This is a genomic window from Algibacter pacificus, from assembly GCF_008033385.1.
GTDB lineage: Bacteria > Bacteroidota > Bacteroidia > Flavobacteriales > Flavobacteriaceae > Algibacter > Algibacter pacificus.
In genome coordinates this window covers 126,323-141,535 of the sequence record NZ_VOGY01000006.1, presented here as the reverse complement: position 1 = coordinate 141,535, position 15,213 = coordinate 126,323, and the positions used below count along the sequence as shown (strand labels likewise).

The following is a 15,213-nucleotide window of genomic DNA, read 5'->3' as shown; positions in this document are numbered from 1 at the left end:
ACAAAAACAAATTCTAACAAATGAAACTAAATATAGCCGTATTATCAGGTGACGGAATTGGCCCCGAAGTCACTTCCCAGGCCGTAAAAGTGTTAAAAGCCATTGCTATGAATTTTAACCACGTATTTACGTTCAAACATGGCGTCGTTGGAGCAACAGCTATTGATAAAACAGGAAATCCGTTACCAGAAGCGACTATAGATATTTGTAAGAAAGCAGATGCTGTTCTTTTTGGAGCCATTGGCCGCACCTCTTTTAATTTAGATCCCAATGCAAAAATACGCCCAGAACAAGGACTTTTAGGCATTAGAAAAGCACTTGGCTTACACACAAACATACGTCCTGTTATAGCTTATGAAGATTTACTACACAAATCATCATTAAAAGCCAAACAGATAAAAGATGTTGATATTCTTATTTACCGTGAACTTACTGGAGGTATTTATTTTGGAGAAAAAACCTTAAGTGAAGATGGCAATACAGCAACCGATACCTGCACTTATCACAGATACGAAATAGAGCGTATTGTTCATGCTGCTTTTAAAGCCGCACAATCTAGAAAAAAGAAAATGTCTCTAGTCGACAAAGCAAATGTGTTAGAAAGTTCTAGACTTTGGAGACGTATTGTACAAGAAATAGCTCCGCAATATCCCGATGTCATGTTAAAATACATGTATATTGATAATGCAGCCATGGAACTCATTATTAATCCAAAGCAATTCGACGTTATTTTAACCGAAAATATGTTTGGTGATATTCTTTCAGAAGAAGCTAGTGTTATCGTTGGTTCTATCGGTCTTTTAGCATCTGCTTCAATAGGCGACAAACACGCTATGTTCGAACCCATTCATGGGGCTTACACCAAGGCAGCCAATAAAGGTATTGCTAACCCTATTGCCTCTATTTTATCGGCTGCCATGCTTTTAGATTATTTTGGTTTAGATGAAGAAGCCAACCGAGTTCGTGAAGGCGTAGATAAATCTCTAAAATTACATATTACCACCCCCGATTTAAATAATAAATACGACAATATTTCCACCACCAAAGTTGGCGATTTTATTGAGGATTTTATAAATCATCCCGATGAAACCAACCTCAACTTTACTAACATACATTTAGGGCAGTCCACTATTATTTAATTATTTGAGTTAGTCACCAAAATTAAATTACCGGAACCCCTTATAAAGCGCATTTGTTTTAAGTGCGCTTTTTTATGGTCTTTTTTTTTATCCTGAAACAAGATCAGGAACCAGAGGCAGTCTTTATTTGTCGATTTCTATTTTAAATTAAAGAACTCATAAATATTTTACTACTCACTCTCTCCCTTTGTTATGGGGTGCTCAAACAAACAGTTCAATCTCTAAATCCGTTAGGTTCCAATACAAAACAAAAGGCTGGTTCTTAATTATCAATGCTTACTCGGCATCCTTTACAATTTCCGAAATTGCTGTTTTAAACTCTTTCCAATTTATTTTTTCATCGCCATCTTTATCATAGCCATCAATAAGTTTGGATGATACCAAACCACGTATAAACCCATTAATTTCAGCCTCCTTTAAAAGCGTTACAATTTCACTTTTAGCTAAAGTACCATCGCCACTTTTATCAAAAAAGTTAAATGCATCCTCGGGAGTTTTAAAATGATTTGTTAGTACAATTTGTATTTTATTAAGTATTGCTTTTTTCGATGCCATGATGTTGGTTGTTGATTCTTTGTTCTTTGTTCTTTGTTCTTTGTTCTTTGTTCTTTTTTCTTTTTTCTTTTTTCTTTTTTCTTTGTTCTGTGTTCTTGATTCTTGATTCTGGGTTCTTGATTCTTTGATCTTCCCGTTTCTTTAAGTTTTCTGTTTCTTTTTTCTTGCTGCTGGAAACAATACATTATTCAAAATTAACCGATATCCTGGGGAAGTAGAATGCAAATCCAATTCTGTTTTTGGATCGCCAACTCGATGCTGATAATCTTCAGGATCGTGCCCTCCATAAAATGTAAAAAAACCTTTCCCTTTTATACCATGGATATACTTTGCTTCACCATTCGCTTTATTTTCACCTAAAACTAACACATTAGCCTTTATTTCATCTCTAGAGAAAGCCGTTGTTTGTCCCATAAAACCTTTAACTAAAGCCGTATGATTTTGACATAACATAGTAGGAATAGGATCCCATTTCGCCGAAAATTCCATTAACGAAAAATAATCGGTATTTTTAGGAACTTTTCGCTTCGTAGTCATATCAATAGAGGAAAACTCATAAACATTTGGGCTTCTTTCTAATCTATAATTTTTAAATGCAAAAGTTTTATTATAATCTATTTTATTTTGATACCCTGCATCACTACCGTCCCCATCAAACATGGGCTCACAAATATCTATTCCTTCAGCTGATAAAGCAATATCAAAACTATCCGTAGCACTGCACATAGCAAACATAAACCCTCCGCCAACAACATAATCACGAATCTTTAAAGCGACATCCCGTTTTTCTTCTGAAACCTTATTGTAGCCAAGCTTCTTTGCTAAAGCTTCTGCCGATTTTTTTTCTTCAATATACCAGGACGATGCTCTGTAAGAGCCGTAAAACTTACCGTATTGCCCTGTAAAATCTTCGTGGTGCAAGTGTAACCAATCGAACAATAACAGACCATCGTTTAGAACTTCTTCATCATAAACGGTTTCATAAGGGATTTCGGCATAATTTAAAACCATGGTTACCGCATCATCCCAAGGTAATTTTCCTTTTGGAGTATATACGGCAATTTTTGGCGCTTTTTCTAAAACTACAGCTTCCATATTTTGACTCGGACTGCTTATTTCTTCCAAAATACGTTCCGCTTTAGCGTTTGAAATAACATTGAAGGACACCCCTCTAATTTGGCATTCTCTTTGAATATTTTCGGTATCGGGTAGCAAGAAAGCACCGCCTTGATAATTAAGAAGCCATTTCACTTTCAATTCTTTACTAAGCACCCAATAGGTAATACCGTAAGCTTTTAAATGATTTTTTTGATTATCGACACCCATGGGAATTAAAATGTATGAGGCGTAGGTTTTACATGCTAAGCATATAAATAATATGGTAAGAAATATCTTTTTCAATTTATATTTGGCTAAAATAATTTCTCAGCGCATTCAAACTAGAAAGCACTGAGAAATTTAATTATATAAGCGAAAGATACTTAATTTTTATGGGATAAAAAACGCATTTAACAAGGCGATTACAAATTGAAACCTATCAAATAACTAATTTATTTTACTCCATTTATAATGAAATTAAAACGGTACCTCGTTATCATCATCGTTAAACGAACTTCCAAATGCCTGATCTGGGCTGGCTTTAAAATTATCGGCTTGGAACGAATCTTCATTACCACCTGCATTCATTTTTGAATGAAATTCAAACGGCGAATCAAAATCATCTAAGTTGTCAAACTTACCTAAATGTCCAAGGAATTTCAATCTAATATTTTCTAAACCACCATTACGGTGTTTCGCAATGATAAACTCAGCTTGACCTTCGGTTGGCGAACGTTCATCATCATCCCATTCATCAATTTTATAATATTCTGGACGGTAAATAAAACTTACAATATCGGCATCCTGCTCAATCGCTCCAGATTCACGTAAATCGGACAGTAACGGACGTTTACTTCCTCCACGGGTTTCTACGGCACGTGATAACTGCGAAAGCGCAATTACCGGCACCATTAATTCTTTAGCTAAAGCTTTTAAGTTTCTAGAAATCATTGAGATTTCTTGCTCTCGATTTCCTCCATGACTGGAACCTCCGGTCATTAACTGCAAATAATCAATCATGATTAATTTAATACCATGTTGCGATGATAAACGGCGGGCTTTGGCACGTAAATCGAAAATAGAGAGAGAAGGCGTATCATCGATAAATAAAGGCGCTTTCTCAAGGCCTTTCACTTTAACATTAAGCTGTTCCCACTCGTGCTTTTCTAATTTACCGGTTCTTAATTTTTCTGAAGATAATCCAGTTTCACTAGAAATTAAACGCATAATTAATTGTACCGATGCCATCTCTAAAGAGAAAAATGCCACAGGTACATTTTGATCTACAGCAATATTTCGTGCCATAGATAAGGTTAAAGCTGTTTTACCCATACCAGGACGTGCTGCTACAATAATTAAATCGGAAGGTTGCCATCCCGATGTTAACTTATCTAGTTTTGTAAATCCTGTTGGAATTCCACTTAAACCTTCTTTATTAGAAATTTCTTCAATTTTCTTTTTTGCCTGGATAACTAAATCTTGTGCTGTTTCACTGGATTTTTTAATATTTCCCTGTGTTACTTCGTATAATTTAGCTTCGGCTGTATCTAATAGATCGAAAACATCCTTAGTTTCATCGTAAGCTTCTTCTATAATTTCATTCGAAATTTTAATCAAACTTCGTTGAATAAACTTTTGTAAAATAATACGAGCGTGAAATTCAATATGTGCCGAAGATGACACTTTTTGAGTTAAGGAAATAAGGTAAAAATCGCCTCCAGACTGCTCCAATTTCCCGTTCTTCTTTAATTGGGTTGAAACCGTTAATAAATCCACAGGTTCACTATTTTCAAACAAAGTAAAAATAGCTTCAAATATAAACTGATGTGCTTCTTTATAAAAAGCATCGGGTGCTAAAATATCGATAACTTCATCGACACCTTTTTTATCAATCATCATTGCGCCCAACACAACCTCTTCTAAATCAATAGCTTGAGGAGGTATTTTTCCTTTTTCGAGACTGATAATGGTGCTTTTATCGACTTTATAGCCCTTAACTGGGTTTGGTTGTTTCATAACTACGAAAGTAACTAAAATTGCAGGATGTAAAAAGATTTTCGGGTCTTCGATTGTTAACTGGTAGTTAACAATTTAACTGTTAATAACTTAAAAATATTGTGAATAAGCATAAAAAAATCTGAAGTGAGTTACTCCAGATTTTTTCTTAAGTATGTTTTAGGGTGTTTAGTCTTTATAAACTCCCATTTCCAAATATTTTTCCATGCGCTGAGCAACTAAATCTTTTTGTGATAACTTTTTAAGCACCTCATAATGTTTTGTAATTGCATTACTAACTGAAGTAAATGTTTTTGTACGATCACGATGTGCTCCGCCTAGAGGTTCTTTTATAATCTCGTCGACTAATTTTAATTTTTTCATATCCGTAGCCGTTAATTTCAACGCTTCTGCAGCTTGTTCTTTATATTCCCAACTACGCCATAAAATAGAGGAACAAGATTCTGGAGAAATTACCGAATACCACGTGTTTTCTAACATCATAACCACATCTCCTACACCGATACCTAGAGCTCCACCCGATGCACCTTCTCCAACAACAACTGTAATTACCGGTACTTTTAGTCGTGTCATTTCTAATATATTACGGGCAATAGCTTCACCCTGTCCGCGCTCTTCGGCTTCTAAACCAGGATAAGCGCCAGGCGTATCTAAAAATGTAACTACAGGAATCCCAAATTTTTCAGCAGATTTCATTAAACGCAACGCTTTGCGGTAGCCTTCTGGATTTGCCATCCCAAAGTTTCGGTATTGTCTAGTTTTGGTATTGTAGCCCTTTTGCTGACCAATGAACATAAAACTTTGATCGCCAATTTTACCCAAACCACCAATCATGGCTTTATCATCTTTAAAACCTCTATCGCCGTGTAATTCTAAAAACGAATCTCCACAAATAGCATGAATATAATCTAAAGTATATGGACGCTCTGGGTGACGAGACATTTGTACACGTTGCCAAGCTGTAAGATTTTTATAAATATCTTTTTGAGCTTCTTTAAGCTTCTTTTCTATCTGGGTGCATGTTTCAGAAACATCCACATCACTTTCTTCACCAATAACTTTACATTTTTGTAATTGCTCTTCAAGCTCTTTTATTGGAAGTTCAAATTCTAAATATTCCATAGGAAATTTGTTTTGACTGATTTATTAGAGTTAGTCTGCAAATATAAAAACTTTAATTTTGTAAAAACATTATGCGCGACTTCTTTTTAACTTTCTACTATTTTTAACAAGACCATTTAATAGCACAACCGTAATAATAACAAACGCTCCGTAATAAAAGGTAGGGCTCATTTTTTCTTTTTCAGGAAATAAAATTAAAGCTAATATTATACCATAAACAGGCTCTAAATTATAGGTAAGCACTACAGTATAAGGACTTACGGTTTTCATAATATAAACTGAAGCTATAAAAGCATACGTTGTACAAACGGATGCTAAAATAAAAAGAAACCAAAAATCTGAAGTACTTAAACTAAAAAATTCTATTGAAAAACCACCACCAAAACACAAAATATAAATGGTGATAAACAACACGCCGCTTATAAATTCGTAAAAAGAAATCACTGTTGCCGAATGTTTTTTTAAAAAACTACCATTAAGAACAGCAAATAATGATGATAAAAAAGCTGATAGTACACCCAAAATGACACCAGTTAAATATCTCATTTCACTTTGAGTTATAATGCAAACCCCTACAATTGCGAGTATCCCGAAAAAAATTTCATACCATAGTATTTTACGCTTATAAACAATAGGTTCTATAATAGATGCAAAAAATGTTCCTGTAGAAAAAACAGCCAATGTAGTAGATACGTTTGAAGCATGAATTGCCCCAAAAAACGTAATCCAGTGCAAGGCTATAATAACACCCCCAGCCGAAAGCCTTAAAAGAGATTTTGGACTAATTTTTAATTTCACTTTAGAAAACAAGGCATATCCAACAAGTAAAATAAAGGCCATTAACATACGAAACCAAACTAAAGGAATGGCCGTTATAGTAATTAGGTCTCCTAAAATAGCGGTAAAACCAGCTATAAAAACGAGAATATGTAAATGAAAATAATCTTTTAAATTAGCGTTTGGCATGGTACAAGAGGTAAGCAGCTAAAAACCCAAAAATTACATTTGGAAACCATACGGCAATAAGCGGACTAAAATCTGACTGTTCTGCCATAACTCCGAAAATTTTATCGAAAAACACGAATACCATAGCAATACAAATACCCAAAGCCAGATTAACACCCATACCACCGCGGCGTTTATTTGAAGATACTGCTACCGCTATAATAGTTAAAATAAACACAGAAACAGGCAAACTCCATTTTCTATATAAAACCAATTTAAAGCGACCAACATTAGACGAACCTCTTGCCTCTTCTTTGTCTATAAATTGCTTTAAATCGCCGTACATTTTTGTTTCGGCCGCGTAAATCTCAGGTATAAGATCGTCTACTTCAAAAGCAAAAAGCGTATCTTTTGTTTTTATCACCTCTAACCCATCTTCATTAACTCCAACATAGCGTTTGGTATAATCGGTTAATTGGTAAGTAGAAGACGAATCGGTTTCAATATACTTAATCTTAGAAGCCGAAATTTTAAAAATCAACTTATTTCCTTCAAAATGCTCTAAGGTAAAATCTCTACCTATTTTATTATTTACATTAAAATTACTTACATAAATAATATCGCTATCATTTATTTGTCTAAAAACATTGGTATTATCTACGGCACTCCTACCCTTTTTTAAGTATTTATAACTAAAACTATTAAAACCTTTACTAGCATTGGGTGCTAAATATAACCCCAAGAGAACAGCTAATAAGGCAACAATAGTAGCACCAATCATGTAAGGACGCAAAAATCTTGTAAAAGAGACACCAGAACTTAAAAAGGCAATAACTTCGGTATTATTTGCTAATTTGGAGGTAAACCAAATTACCGACAAAAATAAAAATAAAGGAAAAAGCAAGTGTGCAAAATAGATTGTGAAATCTAATAGATAAATAAGTACCTCTCCAAAAGGAACTTCATTATCTAAAATTTTACCAATTTTCTCTGCTAAATGCACCGTAATTCCAATGGGAACAAACAGTAGCAACATCATTAAAAATGTAAACAAATAGCGTTTTAATATGTACCAATCTAATATTTTCATCCTTTTACAGCCTCAATAAATAAGCAGTTTCAATATTTATTTCTTAAATTAAAGTCTATTATCCATTTGTTTTACCATCTGGTTTTTCCAAATACTGAAATCGCCTGCTAATATATGTTTTCTAGCTTCGCGAACCAACCATAAATAAAAACCTAAATTATGTATGGTTGCAATTTGCTTCCCTAATAACTCGTTAACAGTAAATAAATGACGTAAATACGCTTTACTGTATTCGGTATCTACAAAAGTTATTCCCATCTCGTCGATTGGAGAAAAATCTTCTGCCCATTTTAAATTTTTAATATTTATTGTTCCATGCGCTGTAAATAACATCCCATTTCTAGCATTCCGAGTAGGCATCACACAGTCGAACATATCTACACCCAACGCAATATTTTCTAGAATATTAATTGGTGTTCCAACTCCCATTAAATAACGCGGTTTTTCCTCGGGTAAAATAGAGCAAACGACATCGGTCATGGCGTACATTTCTTCAGCGGGCTCCCCTACTGAAAGTCCTCCAATAGCATTTCCTACAGCTCCTGAATTTGCAATATATTCGGCAGATTGTTGGCGTAAATCCTTATAGGTACTCCCCTGTACTATAGGAAAAAACGCTTGATCGTAACCGTATTTTAATGGTGTTTTTTCTAAATGATTAATGCAACGATCTAACCAACGATGCGTCATGTGCATAGAGCGTTTTGCATAATTATAATCGCATGGGTATGGCGTACATTCATCGAAAGCCATAATAATATCGGCACCAATGGCACGTTGAATTTCCATAACATTCTCTGGTGTAAATGTATGATAACTCCCATCAATATGCGATTTAAACTTAACACCTTCTTCTTTTATCTTTCTATTTGCCGAAAGTGAATACACTTGATACCCTCCAGAATCGGTTAAAATATTTCGATCCCAATTCATAAATTTATGAAGTCCACCCGCTTTTTCAAGCACTTTAGTTTGTGGTCTTAAATATAAATGATAAGTGTTTCCTAAAATAATATCGGGATTAATATCATTTTTTAACTCCCTTTGATGCACACCTTTAACCGTTCCAACAGTTCCTACTGGCATAAATATTGGCGTTTCAATAACCCCGTGATCTGTTGTTAATTTCCCTGCTCTAGCTTTGCTCTGCGGGTCTTTTGCGTTTAATTCAAATTTCATCTATATCTTTGTATCTGCTGGCAAAGATAATTAACTATAAACCGATAGCCATATTTATAAAAAAGAAATAATATATCTTTGGCAACGTTCTTGTTATAATAACTGAAATCTTAAAACAAACATTATGAAAAAATTAATTTTAATTTTAGTCGTTGCTATAATAATACCAACGGCGGCATTTGCTCAAACCGGCAGTGGCATTGGTATTAAAGGAGGTTTAAACTACAACGCCAATGGTAAATATTTTGAATCTGCTACAAACACATATAAAAACCCAGAAAGAAATGTAGGCTATCATGTTGGTGTTTTTGGAAAAATTGGAACCAAACTATACCTTAAACCCGAATTGATTTACACTAAAACTAAAAGTGATTATGATAATGACAGTTTTGAAATGGAAAAACTTGACGCACCTGTATTGGTAGGCGTAAAAGTTTTAGGCCCGCTTAGCGTTTTTGCTGGTCCAGCTTTTCAATATATTTTAGATACAGAATATAATACCATAACTATTAATGATATTAAAGAAGATTTTTCGGTTGGGCTCAATTTTGGAGTTGGCCTTAACTTTAATAACATTGGAATTGATGTGAGATACGAACGTGGTTTTAAAGAAAATGAAGCTAAAGTAATTAACAATAATATAAACCCTAATGAAGCTACTTTGGATACACGTCCAGACCAGCTTATTTTAAGTTTATCTATTATGTTATAGGATAAAAACTTATAAAAAACCTCTATAGTTTTGCACTATAGAGGTTTTTTTATGCTCTCAATTTATTTTTTATTATGATGATAATCGGTTTATTAACCAATTATAATCGGCTTGTAATTGATAACGAATTCTGTCGTGTAATCTATTCGGGCGGCCTTGCCAAAATTCAATTTCAACAGGTTTAACGATATAACCTCCCCAATATTTTGGTCGTAAAATAGGTTTTTCTTCATATTCCTTTTCCAATTCAGCTAGTCTATTTTCCAAATAAGCTCTATCTGGAATTACTTCACTTTGATGCGATACCAAAGCACCTAATTGGCTCCCAACTGGGCGCGATTCAAAATAACCATCACTCATATTCTCGGCTATTTTTTCAGCTTTACCCTTTATAATAATCTGACGTTCTGCACCATGCCAAAAAAAAGACAAACAAACGTTCGGGTTGGCTTCTATAGCCTTTCCTTTTTCACTCTCATAATTGGTGTAAAAAATAAATCCTTCGTAAGTATAACGTTTTAACAACACTACACGACTTTTTGGATATCCATCCAGTCCTATGGTTGAAATCGTCATCGCGTTTGTCTCATCTTCGGTAAAATGTACATCGACATCGTGAAACCATTTTTGAAATAATTCCATTGGATTTTCGGGTACATCTTCCAAAAGTAATTCGCCTTTATCGTAAGATTTTCTATAGTTACTTAAATCATTTTCCATAAGTACAAATTAACAAAAAAATATGATTTATATCTTTTTTATACCACCTGAATTCTATTATATTTAATCCACAAATACCAACCAATGCAATTTAAAAACTCTAAATACTTTAGTAGCCTAAGGCATAACAAACTAGAGTATTCTTTCGGCACATATTACCTTTGTCCTAAATTTATAATTTCAGAAGTGAAAGAAGAAATTCATTTCGACTGGGAAAAAGCAGAAATTGTAATTACCGATCTTCTTAATTTTTACGGTAAAAATGCACGAATTGGATTTATTTCAAATAGAATTAACAGCTTTTCAACAGACCCGCAAAATTGGATAAAAGTACACAACAAGTATCAATTTATGGTTGCTGCTAGTATTGTAACCTACTCGGACTCGAGTTATAAAGTAGCAACTCTAGAAAAGCATTTTTCTAAAAAAAGTGTAAAGCGCTGCCAATCTCTCGATGAAGCTATTACTTGGATGGAGAACTTAGAAGAACTGAAAGTCTTGACATAAGTTAATTAAAATCGAAAACTTTACCATCACCACTTAACTGTACGTTATCAAAAACTTCCTGAGCTTCTGTTTTAAACGGCTCTAAACCACCGTATCGTGTAGAAAAATGGCCCAACAATAATGTTCCCACATTAGCTTGTTTAGCTATTCTTGCGGCTTCTTTTGCGGTAGAATGTTTTGTTTTCGGACCTAAATCGGCATGTTTTTCTAAAAAAGTGGATTCGTGATACAACACATCCACATCTTTTATAATAGGAACAATATCTTCTTTATAAACCGTATCACTACAAAAAGCATAACTTTTAGGTTTTGCACCCGGACTAGTAACCGATTCGTTTCGGATTAAAACGCCATCTTCATTTTCAACATCAAAACCCTGTTTTAGTTTTCGGTAGTAGGCTACATTTATATTGGCTTCTTCGGCTAAAGAAACATTTAATTTACGTTCACCTTCCTTTTCTTTAAAAAGATAACCGTTTGTATAAACACGATGTTCTAGCGGAATGGTATGTACCTCAACCACATCATCTTCATAAATTAATTCAGATTCCTTGGAAGTTAATTCATGAAAATATAAATTATAATTGGTCCAAGAATCGGCCAATTTCATTTGTAAGGTTACAATTTCTTTAATGCCTTTTGGTCCGTAAACATGTAAATCGGCTTCTCTTTTTAATAATCTAAAGGTTGAAATTAAGCCCACCAATCCAAAAAAATGATCGCCATGTAAATGCGAAATAAACACCCGCTTAATTCTATTGAATTTAATTTTATGTCGACGTAGGTGTACCTGAGTGCCCTCGCCACAATCTATTAAAAACATGTGGTTATTAATTTCTAAAACCTGAGAAGTTGTATTGGTTAAAGCTCTTGGAGTTGCGCTATAACAGCCTAAAATAGTGAGCTTCATAATTTTAATTTAGTGGTTTATATTGTAAAGTATCTTCAACAGAAAATTTACTTTTAAAGGTAAACGCATAAGGTGTTTCCCCATGTGTATTTAAATAATCTAAGCGATCTTTAGCATCTTGAAACGTTGGAATATAACCTTCCGGAATATACCAAAAAGCCATGTGTAGCATATTTATTTTGCTAAACCATTCCTTTTTTCGTTTAAAAACTTCAATATGCCCAGAATTGTAAGTGTAATTAAAAAGGGCTTCACGATTTTCCCAAACCGATATATTAATAATTAAAGCATCCTCTTTAAAAACAAGCACAGCGGCATCTTTATCTTCATCCTTTAAACGCCAAATAAAGCCCTCACTCATATCTGCAATGGCATTCATTTTATCCACATTATCTACAAAACCCTGCATAATAGGATCGCTTAATGGCGCTAAACATTTGGCTATATTAACTTGAGCTAAATGAAATTTACTCATATTAAAATCCTAAATCGCGCTCCATAACTTCCATATCAATTAAGTCGTGAGCTTCTTGTAAAGTTGGCACAATGGCCAATTCTTCAGGCGCTTCATCCAAATCAATCTGGTTAGACACAATAACAAACGAATGTTTTGCGGCACGATGCGTTTTAGATAATTCTAAAAACTCCACAACCTCTGCCAAACTAATAGTATTTAAAGACGTTAAAGCAACAATAATATTGTTGTTTTTAAACTTAGGATATAACGCTTGTATTTTTTTTACCAATTCGATACTCGTTGCTTTTTCTTGAGTAATAATGGCTGTATTTTCGTTTTGATCAATTATCATAATTACTGTTTTATTTTAGACGCCAATAAATAAATGACTGCCATTCTAACCGCTACTCCATTCTGTACTTGATCTAAAATAATAGCTTGGTCAGAATCTGCAACATCACTCGTAATTTCTACACCGCGGTTTATTGGGCCTGGGTGCATAATGGTAATTTTCTTATCCAGCGAATTTAGTAATGCTTTAGTGACACCAAATTGCTGGGTATATTCTCGAGTAGATGGAAAATAACTAATATCCATACGTTCGTTTTGCACACGTAGCATATTAGCAACATCACACCAATTTAAGGCTTTTCTTAAATCGGTCTCTACTTTTACTCCTAATTTACCAATATATTTTGGCAATAATGTTTTTGGTCCACAAACCATAACTTCCGCCCCTTGTAATTGCAAGGCAAATATATTAGATAGCGCCACTCTACTATGCAGAATATCGCCAACAATAACTATTTTTTTTCCTTTAACCTCACCAAGCTTTTCGCGAATAGAATACGAATCTAGTAAGGCTTGTGTAGGATGCTCATGTGCACCATCGCCAGCATTTATAATACTAGCCTTAACATGTTTCGATAAAAACACACCAGCTCCAGGATTTGGATGACGCATAACCACCATATCCACTTTCATAGATAAAATGTTATTTACCGTATCTATTAAAGTTTCTCCTTTTTTAACCGATGATTGTGCCGAGGAAAAATTCAACACATCGGCAGACAAACGTTTCTCGGCAAGTTCGAACGATAATTTTGTTCGGGTAGAGTTCTCGAAAAACAAATTGGCAATGGTAATATCACGCAGCGAAGGCACTTTTTTAATTGGTCGGTTTATCACTTCTTTAAAATGATCGGCTGTTTCAAAAATAAGTTTAATATCCTTTTTATTCAGGTATTTTATTCCTAATAAGTGGTTTACACTTAATTCGCTCATGATTTTAGTATTCTGTTGGCCCCAAAAGTTGCCCGTTGTTTTATTTTTGTTTGTCTAGCTTAAAAAAACTATTTCTCAATTAAATAAACCGAATCTTCACCATCCTGTTCCATCCAGTTTACTTTCACTTTTTCATTATTAATCACATCTACCTGGCGACCACGGTAATTAGGCTGTATGGGTAAATGTCTACTAAAACGTCTATCAATAAGGGTTAAAAGTTCAATTTCTTTTGGTCTTCCAAACGACTGTATAGCCGTTAAGGCCGCACGAATGCTACGTCCTGTATACAAAACATCGTCTATAAAAACTACATTTTTATCTTCAACCAAAAAATTAATTTTTGTAGCATTGGCCTCCAAAGGTTTATCACTTCGTCTAAAATCATCACGAAAAAAGGTGATATCCAATAACCCCAATTTAATATCTTTAATCTTATAATCTTCAGATAAAATTTTAGCCAATCTGCTCGCTAAAAACACACCACGCGGCTGTAAACCAATTAAAACGGTATTCGAAAAATCGTGATGTCCTTCAATAAGTTGGCAAGCCAATCTGTGAAGAATGATATTTATGGCTTTAGCGTTAAGTAAAACTTTTTGACTCATATTAATGTTCCAAACGTATTGTGGAAAACAAAGGTAATGCAAAAAATTCTAAGTAGAAACCATAGCCAATAACTTTATTTTGGGCGCATCCCTAAAGGGTCGGGCTATCCGCTACAAGTCCTCGCAAACCCGATTACCATCGGGTTTACTGTGGGCTTTCCACTACTATCCCTTGCGCATGGTTCGCAGCGCTAAATCTTAAACCAATGGTCATATTCTTTTCAAATTTTAAGGCTAAATACTATAATCCTAATATTTTAGCATCTACGAAAAATGTAGATTTTATATCAATATGGTGGTCTTCAGTAATTAATTCATCAGTAACACTTTCTGTTCTCAAGGTTATTTTGTCACTTTTAATATAGTTTTTCAAATCCTCGGTCGATGTTTCCAAAAATAAAATACCGGCATCATTTGCTACCACCTCATCAAGCCAAGCCAACACCATCTCGTCTTCATTTTCAGCAGACATGTATATTTTAATAGATTTCAAAAAATTAAAATTTCCGGTCTCGGGAACCGTTATTTTTAATTCTAAATCGGTAAGTGTAATCGATTCTATTAAATCCTTACGGGTATTATTACTCTCAAAAGTAGATTCGGAATTGGTCGTTATATCGGGAGTTTCTACATAAAAAGGTAAATTAATAACGGTATTAGATTTTATAACCACCTCTTCGGTTAAAGTCATTTCAAATTTGGTTAACTCGTCCAATTTATCACAACAAAAAAAAGTCGTTAATAAGGTTAAACCTAAAAATAATTTTATATAATTCATGTTACAATAGTTATTCAATTATAATTTTATAAGAAAAACAACATACAGGGGTATCTGTTTTGTATTTACAACATAAAAAAACTCAAGTCTAAA

The 15,213-nt window shown here is 34.0% G+C and carries 17 protein-coding genes; 3 read left to right on the top strand and 14 right to left on the bottom strand.

What is annotated here, in order from left to right; genetic code table 11:
- Nucleotides 1-20 precede the first annotated feature (20 nt).
- Nucleotides 21-1,139, top strand: a complete 1,119-nt coding sequence (leuB, locus tag FQU21_RS10820) for a 3-isopropylmalate dehydrogenase (RefSeq protein WP_147678023.1) — start codon at nucleotides 21-23, stop codon at nucleotides 1,137-1,139.
- 276 nt (nucleotides 1,140-1,415) lie between these two features.
- Here the strand turns inward: leuB and FQU21_RS10815 are convergent, their stop codons facing one another.
- The 7 genes from FQU21_RS10815 to tgt all read right to left on the bottom strand — a co-directional run bounded on the left by FQU21_RS10815 (nucleotide 1,416) and on the right by tgt (nucleotide 9,144).
- Entirely contained in the window at nucleotides 1,416-1,694 is a 279-nt protein-coding gene (locus tag FQU21_RS10815) for an EF-hand domain-containing protein (protein ID WP_147678022.1), read from the bottom strand.
- A gap of 141 nt (nucleotides 1,695-1,835) precedes the next feature.
- The gene (locus tag FQU21_RS10810) at nucleotides 1,836-3,020 is read right to left on the bottom strand and encodes an asparagine synthetase B (RefSeq protein WP_147678125.1); all 1,185 of its coding nucleotides are present in this window, start codon (nucleotides 3,018-3,020) and stop codon (nucleotides 1,836-1,838) included.
- A 249-nt stretch (nucleotides 3,021-3,269) separates the two neighbouring features.
- Nucleotides 3,270-4,808, bottom strand: coding sequence for a replicative DNA helicase (gene dnaB / locus FQU21_RS10805; protein WP_147678021.1), 1,539 nt, complete (start codon nucleotides 4,806-4,808; stop codon nucleotides 3,270-3,272).
- A gap of 168 nt (nucleotides 4,809-4,976) precedes the next feature.
- Nucleotides 4,977-5,930, bottom strand: coding sequence for an acetyl-CoA carboxylase carboxyltransferase subunit alpha (locus FQU21_RS10800; RefSeq protein ID WP_147678020.1), 954 nt, complete (start codon nucleotides 5,928-5,930; stop codon nucleotides 4,977-4,979).
- Between the two features lie 69 nt (nucleotides 5,931-5,999).
- A complete protein-coding gene (locus tag FQU21_RS10795; protein ID WP_147678019.1) occupies nucleotides 6,000-6,896 on the bottom strand; it encodes a DMT family transporter in 897 nt (298 codons plus the stop codon).
- Nucleotides 6,883-7,965 (bottom strand): LptF/LptG family permease, encoded by a 1,083-nt coding sequence (locus FQU21_RS10790; protein WP_147678018.1) that lies wholly within the window; start codon nucleotides 7,963-7,965, stop codon nucleotides 6,883-6,885. The genes FQU21_RS10795 and FQU21_RS10790 overlap by 14 nt, the downstream gene beginning before the upstream one ends.
- Before the next feature lie 48 nt (nucleotides 7,966-8,013).
- On the bottom strand, nucleotides 8,014-9,144 hold the full coding sequence (gene tgt, locus FQU21_RS10785) for a tRNA guanosine(34) transglycosylase Tgt (RefSeq protein ID WP_147678017.1): 1,131 nt from the start codon (nucleotides 9,142-9,144) through the stop codon (nucleotides 8,014-8,016).
- A 124-nt stretch (nucleotides 9,145-9,268) separates the two neighbouring features.
- On the opposite strand from tgt, the gene FQU21_RS10780 reads away from it, so the two are divergent.
- The gene (locus FQU21_RS10780) at nucleotides 9,269-9,856 is read left to right on the top strand and encodes an outer membrane beta-barrel protein (RefSeq protein WP_147678016.1); all 588 of its coding nucleotides are present in this window, start codon (nucleotides 9,269-9,271) and stop codon (nucleotides 9,854-9,856) included.
- Nucleotides 9,857-9,928: 72 nt separating this feature from the next.
- On the opposite strand, the gene pdxH is transcribed toward FQU21_RS10780, so the two are convergent.
- The gene (gene pdxH, locus FQU21_RS10775) at nucleotides 9,929-10,576 is read right to left on the bottom strand and encodes a pyridoxamine 5'-phosphate oxidase (protein ID WP_147678015.1); all 648 of its coding nucleotides are present in this window, start codon (nucleotides 10,574-10,576) and stop codon (nucleotides 9,929-9,931) included.
- Between the two features lie 84 nt (nucleotides 10,577-10,660).
- Here pdxH and FQU21_RS10770 point away from each other — a divergent pair, with 84 nt between their 5' ends.
- Nucleotides 10,661-11,083, top strand: a complete 423-nt coding sequence (locus FQU21_RS10770; RefSeq protein WP_147678014.1) for a hypothetical protein — start codon at nucleotides 10,661-10,663, stop codon at nucleotides 11,081-11,083.
- Nucleotide 11,084: 1 nt separating this feature from the next.
- Here the strand turns inward: FQU21_RS10770 and FQU21_RS10765 are convergent, their stop codons facing one another.
- The 6 genes from FQU21_RS10765 to FQU21_RS10740 all read right to left on the bottom strand — a co-directional run bounded on the left by FQU21_RS10765 (nucleotide 11,085) and on the right by FQU21_RS10740 (nucleotide 15,120).
- Nucleotides 11,085-11,993 carry a ribonuclease Z gene (locus tag FQU21_RS10765; protein ID WP_147678013.1) on the bottom strand — a complete coding sequence of 303 codons (909 nt, stop codon included), beginning with the start codon at nucleotides 11,991-11,993 and terminating at the stop codon, nucleotides 11,085-11,087.
- 4 nt (nucleotides 11,994-11,997) lie between these two features.
- A complete protein-coding gene (locus FQU21_RS10760; protein ID WP_147678012.1) occupies nucleotides 11,998-12,468 on the bottom strand; it encodes a DUF3291 domain-containing protein in 471 nt (156 codons plus the stop codon).
- 1 nt (nucleotide 12,469) lies between these two features.
- Nucleotides 12,470-12,802 (bottom strand): ribonuclease Z, encoded by a 333-nt coding sequence (locus FQU21_RS10755; protein ID WP_147678011.1) that lies wholly within the window; start codon nucleotides 12,800-12,802, stop codon nucleotides 12,470-12,472.
- 2 nt (nucleotides 12,803-12,804) lie between these two features.
- Nucleotides 12,805-13,734 (bottom strand): aspartate carbamoyltransferase catalytic subunit, encoded by a 930-nt coding sequence (locus FQU21_RS10750; RefSeq protein WP_147678010.1) that lies wholly within the window; start codon nucleotides 13,732-13,734, stop codon nucleotides 12,805-12,807.
- 68 nt (nucleotides 13,735-13,802) lie between these two features.
- Nucleotides 13,803-14,342, bottom strand: a complete 540-nt coding sequence (gene pyrR, locus FQU21_RS10745) for a bifunctional pyr operon transcriptional regulator/uracil phosphoribosyltransferase PyrR (RefSeq protein WP_147678009.1) — start codon at nucleotides 14,340-14,342, stop codon at nucleotides 13,803-13,805.
- Nucleotides 14,343-14,583: 241 nt separating this feature from the next.
- Nucleotides 14,584-15,120 (bottom strand): hypothetical protein, encoded by a 537-nt coding sequence (locus FQU21_RS10740; protein WP_147678008.1) that lies wholly within the window; start codon nucleotides 15,118-15,120, stop codon nucleotides 14,584-14,586.
- Nucleotides 15,121-15,213: the final 93 nt, after the last annotated feature.

Coding starts and splice junctions, on each gene's coding strand:
- FQU21_RS10795 (WP_147678019.1), bottom strand. CDS start 6,896: ATGCCAAACGCTAATTTAAAAGATTATTTTCATTTACATATTCTCGTT.
- pyrR (WP_147678009.1), bottom strand. CDS start 14,342: ATGAGTCAAAAAGTTTTACTTAACGCTAAAGCCATAAATATCATTCTT.
- FQU21_RS10790 (WP_147678018.1), bottom strand. CDS start 7,965: ATGAAAATATTAGATTGGTACATATTAAAACGCTATTTGTTTACATTT.
- tgt (WP_147678017.1), bottom strand. CDS start 9,144: ATGAAATTTGAATTAAACGCAAAAGACCCGCAGAGCAAAGCTAGAGCA.
- FQU21_RS10740 (WP_147678008.1), bottom strand. CDS start 15,120: ATGAATTATATAAAATTATTTTTAGGTTTAACCTTATTAACGACTTTT.
- FQU21_RS10810 (WP_147678125.1), bottom strand. CDS start 3,020: ATGGGTGTCGATAATCAAAAAAATCATTTAAAAGCTTACGGTATTACC.
- FQU21_RS10755 (WP_147678011.1), bottom strand. CDS start 12,802: ATGATAATTGATCAAAACGAAAATACAGCCATTATTACTCAAGAAAAA.
- FQU21_RS10780 (WP_147678016.1), top strand. CDS start 9,269: ATGAAAAAATTAATTTTAATTTTAGTCGTTGCTATAATAATACCAACG.
- dnaB (WP_147678021.1), bottom strand. CDS start 4,808: ATGAAACAACCAAACCCAGTTAAGGGCTATAAAGTCGATAAAAGCACC.
- pdxH (WP_147678015.1), bottom strand. CDS start 10,576: ATGGAAAATGATTTAAGTAACTATAGAAAATCTTACGATAAAGGCGAA.
- FQU21_RS10815 (WP_147678022.1), bottom strand. CDS start 1,694: ATGGCATCGAAAAAAGCAATACTTAATAAAATACAAATTGTACTAACA.
- FQU21_RS10800 (WP_147678020.1), bottom strand. CDS start 5,930: ATGGAATATTTAGAATTTGAACTTCCAATAAAAGAGCTTGAAGAGCAA.
- leuB (WP_147678023.1), top strand. CDS start 21: ATGAAACTAAATATAGCCGTATTATCAGGTGACGGAATTGGCCCCGAA.
- FQU21_RS10765 (WP_147678013.1), bottom strand. CDS start 11,993: ATGAAGCTCACTATTTTAGGCTGTTATAGCGCAACTCCAAGAGCTTTA.
- FQU21_RS10750 (WP_147678010.1), bottom strand. CDS start 13,734: ATGAGCGAATTAAGTGTAAACCACTTATTAGGAATAAAATACCTGAAT.
- FQU21_RS10770 (WP_147678014.1), top strand. CDS start 10,661: ATGCAATTTAAAAACTCTAAATACTTTAGTAGCCTAAGGCATAACAAA.
- FQU21_RS10760 (WP_147678012.1), bottom strand. CDS start 12,468: ATGAGTAAATTTCATTTAGCTCAAGTTAATATAGCCAAATGTTTAGCG.